Source organism: Massilia sp., from assembly GCF_046293535.1.
Classification (GTDB): domain Bacteria; phylum Pseudomonadota; class Gammaproteobacteria; order Burkholderiales; family Burkholderiaceae_D; genus Telluria.
Map to the genome: position 1 here is coordinate 1 of NZ_JBKBOV010000084.1, position 4,374 is coordinate 4,374.

General features: G+C 65.5%; 4 protein-coding genes. 2 read left to right on the plus strand and 2 right to left on the minus strand.

The genetic code is table 11. The features are described from left to right. Positions 1-124: 124 nt before the first annotated feature. Positions 125-787, minus strand: coding sequence for a c-type cytochrome (locus ACK4S9_RS23080; RefSeq protein ID WP_409730261.1), 663 nt, complete (start codon positions 785-787; stop codon positions 125-127). Positions 788-948: 161 nt separating this feature from the next. On the opposite strand from ACK4S9_RS23080, the gene yihA reads away from it, so the two are divergent. Beyond that, the gene (gene yihA, locus ACK4S9_RS23085) at positions 949-1,659 is read left to right on the plus strand and encodes a ribosome biogenesis GTP-binding protein YihA/YsxC (protein WP_409730263.1); all 711 of its coding nucleotides are present in this window, start codon (positions 949-951) and stop codon (positions 1,657-1,659) included. Positions 1,660-1,689: 30 nt separating this feature from the next. After that, complete coding sequence (gene hemB / locus ACK4S9_RS23090) at positions 1,690-2,697, plus strand: porphobilinogen synthase (protein WP_409730265.1); 1,008 nt, start codon at positions 1,690-1,692, stop codon at positions 2,695-2,697. A gap of 66 nt (positions 2,698-2,763) precedes the next feature. On the opposite strand, the gene ACK4S9_RS23095 is transcribed toward hemB, so the two are convergent. Next, positions 2,764-4,374, minus strand: a 1,611-nt coding sequence (locus ACK4S9_RS23095; RefSeq protein WP_409730267.1) for a tyrosinase family protein, incomplete at its 5' end; no start/stop codon positions are given.

The following is a 4,374-nucleotide window of genomic DNA, read 5'->3' on the forward strand; positions in this document are numbered from 1 at the left end:
CGCCCACGCGGTGATAGTTAAGGAAAGATATGTCGCGACAGTGCTGGCGGGAGTTGAACGCGTGGGCGGGAGACCCGCCCACCCTACGAAAAACGAAACGTCGCGAATTCCTTACTGGCGCTGCTTACTTGAGGCCCGCGATATAGTCGGACACCGCCTTCATTTCCTCGGGCGACATGCGCTGCGCCAGCGTGGTCATCTGGGCACTGTTCTTGCGGGTGCCGTTCTTGAAGGCGTCCAGCTGGGCATAGGTGTAGTCCTGGTGCTGGCCCGACAGGCGCGGGTACTGGGCCGGGATGCCGCTGCCGGTGGCGCCGTGGCAGCTGGCGCAGGCGGCGACGCCCTTCTCGGCGATGCCGCCGCGGTAGATCTTGCGGCCCAGCTCGACGGTGTCCTTGTTCTTGGCGGCGCCCGGCTTGGCCTTCTGGGTGGCGAGGTAGGCGGCGATGTGGCGCTTTTCGTCCTCGGTCAGCATCTTCGAGTACGGCGTCATGATCGGATTCTGGCGGTTCGGCGTGGTAAAGTCGACCAGCTGCTTGTGGGTATAGGCTTCGATCTGGCCGGCCAGCTTGGGGTTGGCGACGATGGTCGAGTTGCCGGCTGCGCCGTGGCAGGACATGCAGGCAGGCAGGCCGCGCGCGGCATCGCCCGAATCGTAGAGGGTTCCGCCCTTGGCCGGATCGGCTTTCGCAGCGACACGCGGTGCTTCGGCCGCTGTGACGCCAGCGGAGAAAGCCAGGGTTGCAACCAACAAGGACTTCAAAAGCGGAAACGTCAAACGATTCATACAAGCACCCTGAAAAAGTCAAAAACAGATTTTTGGATTTACAGTGAAACAGTGCAGCGGCCTTACTGGCGCTCCCCCGGGGCGGAGCATCAATGAACCCCTTATTGTACAATAGCTTTGTTTCCTCATCGCCATTTCGTTGTCATTTAAACCTTCCCCTTATGTCCAGACTTTGGCAGGCCCGGTTCTTCACGACCGTTAACCAGTTGCGCGATCTCCCGGGCACGACCGTTCCCGAAATTGCCTTCGCCGGCCGCTCGAACGCGGGCAAATCCACGGCGATCAACATCCTCACCAACCAGAAGGGCCTGGCGTTCGCCTCCAAGACCCCTGGCCGCACCCAGCACATCAACTATTTCTCGATCGGCGGCGCCCACGTGGGCCAGCACCGCAAGGACCCGACCATCGTCGACGAGATCGAAGCCCTGCTGGTCGACCTGCCGGGCTACGGCTATGCCGAAGTGTCGGGTACGGCCAAGCTGCACTGGCAGAAGCTGCTGGGCGACTACGTCCAGCGCCGCGAGCAGTTGGCCGCGCTGGTCCTGATCATGGACTCGCGCCGTCCCTTCACCGACCTCGACGTGCAGATGCTGGAATGGTTCGCCCCGACCGGCAAGCCGATCCACTGCATCCTGACCAAGGCCGACAAGCTCAACCAGAATGAAAAGACCAACGCCCTGCGCCAGGCGCGGAAGATCCTCGACAGCTATGTCGACGAGGAAGGCGAAGGCTTCCCCTTCACGGTGCAGCTGTTCTCGGCGCTCAAGCGCATCGGCATCGAGGAGGCGGATGCCAAGATTCTCGAGCTGCTCGGCCTGGACGGCGACGACGAGGCCGGCACTGCCCCACCGGAAGCCGGCGACGCGCAATAATCCATTGTTAGGACTCATCGGGGAAACCACATGACCATCATCGTTCCTGCCACCTACCCTGCAGCCCGCATGCGCCGCATGCGCCGCGACCCGTTCTCGCGCGCCCTGATGCGCGAAAACGTCGTCACCAGCGCCGACCTGATCTACCCGGTGTTCATCCTCGACGGCGAGAACCAGCGCCAGCAGGTGGCATCGATGCCGGGCGTGGAACGGGTCTCGGTGGACCTGCTGCTGGAGGTGGCCGAGGAATGCGTGGCGCTGGGCATCCCGATGCTGGCGCTGTTCCCGGTGGTCGATGCCTCGCTCAAGACCCATGACGGCGTCGAGGCGACCAATCCGGAAGGCCTGGTGCCGCGCGCCGTGCGCGCGCTGAAGCGCCACTTCCCGGAACTGGGCATCATGACCGACGTCGCCCTCGACCCCTACACCACCCACGGCCAGGACGGCCTGCCGGACGAGAACGGCTACATCGTCAACGAAAAGACCATCGAGATGCTGATTCGCCAGTCGCTCGCCCAGGCCGAGGCCGGCGTGGACGTGGTGGCGCCTTCGGACATGATGGACGGCAGGATCGGCGCGATCCGCGGCGCGCTCGAAGAAAAAGGCCACATCCACACCCGCATCATGGCCTACTCGGCCAAGTATGCCTCGTCGTTCTACGGCCCGTTCCGCGACGCGGTCGGCTCAAGCGCCAACCTGGGCAAGGCGGACAAGAACACCTACCAGATGGACCCGGGCAACAGCGACGAAGCGCTGCGCGAAGTGGCGCTCGACCTGGCCGAAGGCGCCGACATGGTGATGGTCAAGCCGGGCATGCCCTACCTGGACGTGGTGCGCCGCGTGAAGGACGAATTCAAGGTGCCGACCTTTGCCTACCAGGTCAGCGGCGAGTACGCGATGCTGAAGGCGGCCGCGCAGAACGGCTGGCTGGACCATGACAAGGTCATGATGGAATCGATGATGGCCTTCAAGCGCGCCGGCGCGGACGGCGTGCTGACCTATTTTGCGCTGGACGTGGCGCGCAAGCTGAAGGGCTGAGCAAACCCCTGTGACAAAGAAACCGCGCCGAGGCGCGGTTTTTTATTGCTTGGCGCCTCTACCCGCCTAGTAGGCCTCGATGCTCACCGCCACCAACTCCACCGCATCGCCATGGACCTTGTCGTGGTGCTGATGGTCGTGACCCTGCTCGTGGCAATCCGGCCCGCACATCGGCACGACGCGCAGCCGGATCTTGCCGTCCGCCGGCGGCAACTGGCGCAGCTTCTCGCTCAGCGGCAGGCTGTAGGTCAGCGCGCCATGGGCGGCGCGGTGGCCGAACATCATGATGGTGGCCAGGTAGTGCGGGCTGGAAGCGTCCACGTGCGACAGGTCGTCCGGGCCGTTCAGGATCACCATGAAGGCGTCGTGCGACATCTGCGGGAAGTTCAGGGTGACGTTCGCCACCAGCACCTGTCCGCCCGTGAGCGCCGCCTCGACCGTCGCGCCGGGCAGGTGGGCCACCGCGCTGGCCGGCGTGGCTTCGGACACCTCGCGCCGCTGCACGCTTCCGACGACGCGGGCGCGCCTGCCCCGCTGGCCGGCGACGGCGTAGCGGGGAAGCAGCTCTTCGCCGGAGCCGGGCTCGTAGTCGTAGCCGAAGGGCGTCATCCAGGCATAGTCTCCGGCCCGGGTCTGGGTCACCGGCTCGCCCTTGGCATTGACGAAGAACAGCAGCGGGTCGCGCGCCCAGCGGTAGTAGTCGGTGGCCCGTTCCGCCGCGGATTTCTGCTCGTCTGGCAAGTCGGTGCGCAGCTCGTAGCCGGCCGGCAGGAAAGGCAGGCCGAGCTGCATCTGCTTGCGCGTCCACACGTCCCACAGGCGGTCCATGTTGCTGTGGTGGAGGAAAAAAATCGGATCGACCGGCGACAACATGTCGCTCATGAAGCCGCGCGCTTCGACGAAATTGCAGTCGCGCGAACCGACGCAGCGGTGGATCGAATTGTGCGGCCGGGCTTCCAGGATGCCGAAACCGGCGCTGGTGTGGTGGTTCGAGGTCTTGGCGCTGCCGAAGGTGACGAAGTCGGGCGCCGCCAGCGCGGCCTGGATGGTGGCGGGCGAGACCGCATCGGCCGTGGCCAGCGAGAAGCCCGGCTGCTCGCGCCGTATGCCGCGTGCGCCCGGCTGGTCGAAGAACATGCCGCCGCGGGGGTCGAGCACCATGTCGAACATCAGGTCCTGCTCGAAACGGATGCGGCGCGACAGCAGCTGGCCGAGCTGGGAGCGTCCGTTGAAGCCGCTGCCGGGCAGCGACCAGTAGCCGGCGCCGTTGATCACGCCGGTGAGCATGCGCTCGAAGTCCTGGCGGCCGGCCAGGTAGGCCGGGTGGTTGGGGTCGAGCACGTCGTCGAACATGCCGTCGGGCACCTGCTGGTCGACAGTCCAGTCCCAGTACGGCAGGGCGAAAGCCGGGTCGCCGCTCAGCTCGCGGCAGATCTGTTCGAACCAGCCGAGGTAGGCGCGGTGCCAGGGCAGGAACCACCAGTTGCCGTGCGGGCAATCCAGCGTGTGCACGATGGCCTGGCGATACCAGTTGCGCGGATCCTCGGGCGGCAGCGCCAGCATGGCGCGCACGGCCTTGGCGTAGCTCTTGAGCATGCGCTTGCCGTGCGCGCCGGTCGCGTTATAGCGCCGGTAGCGGCGCGGCCGCTCGGCGGCCAGGCAAAGATCGGCGTTCTG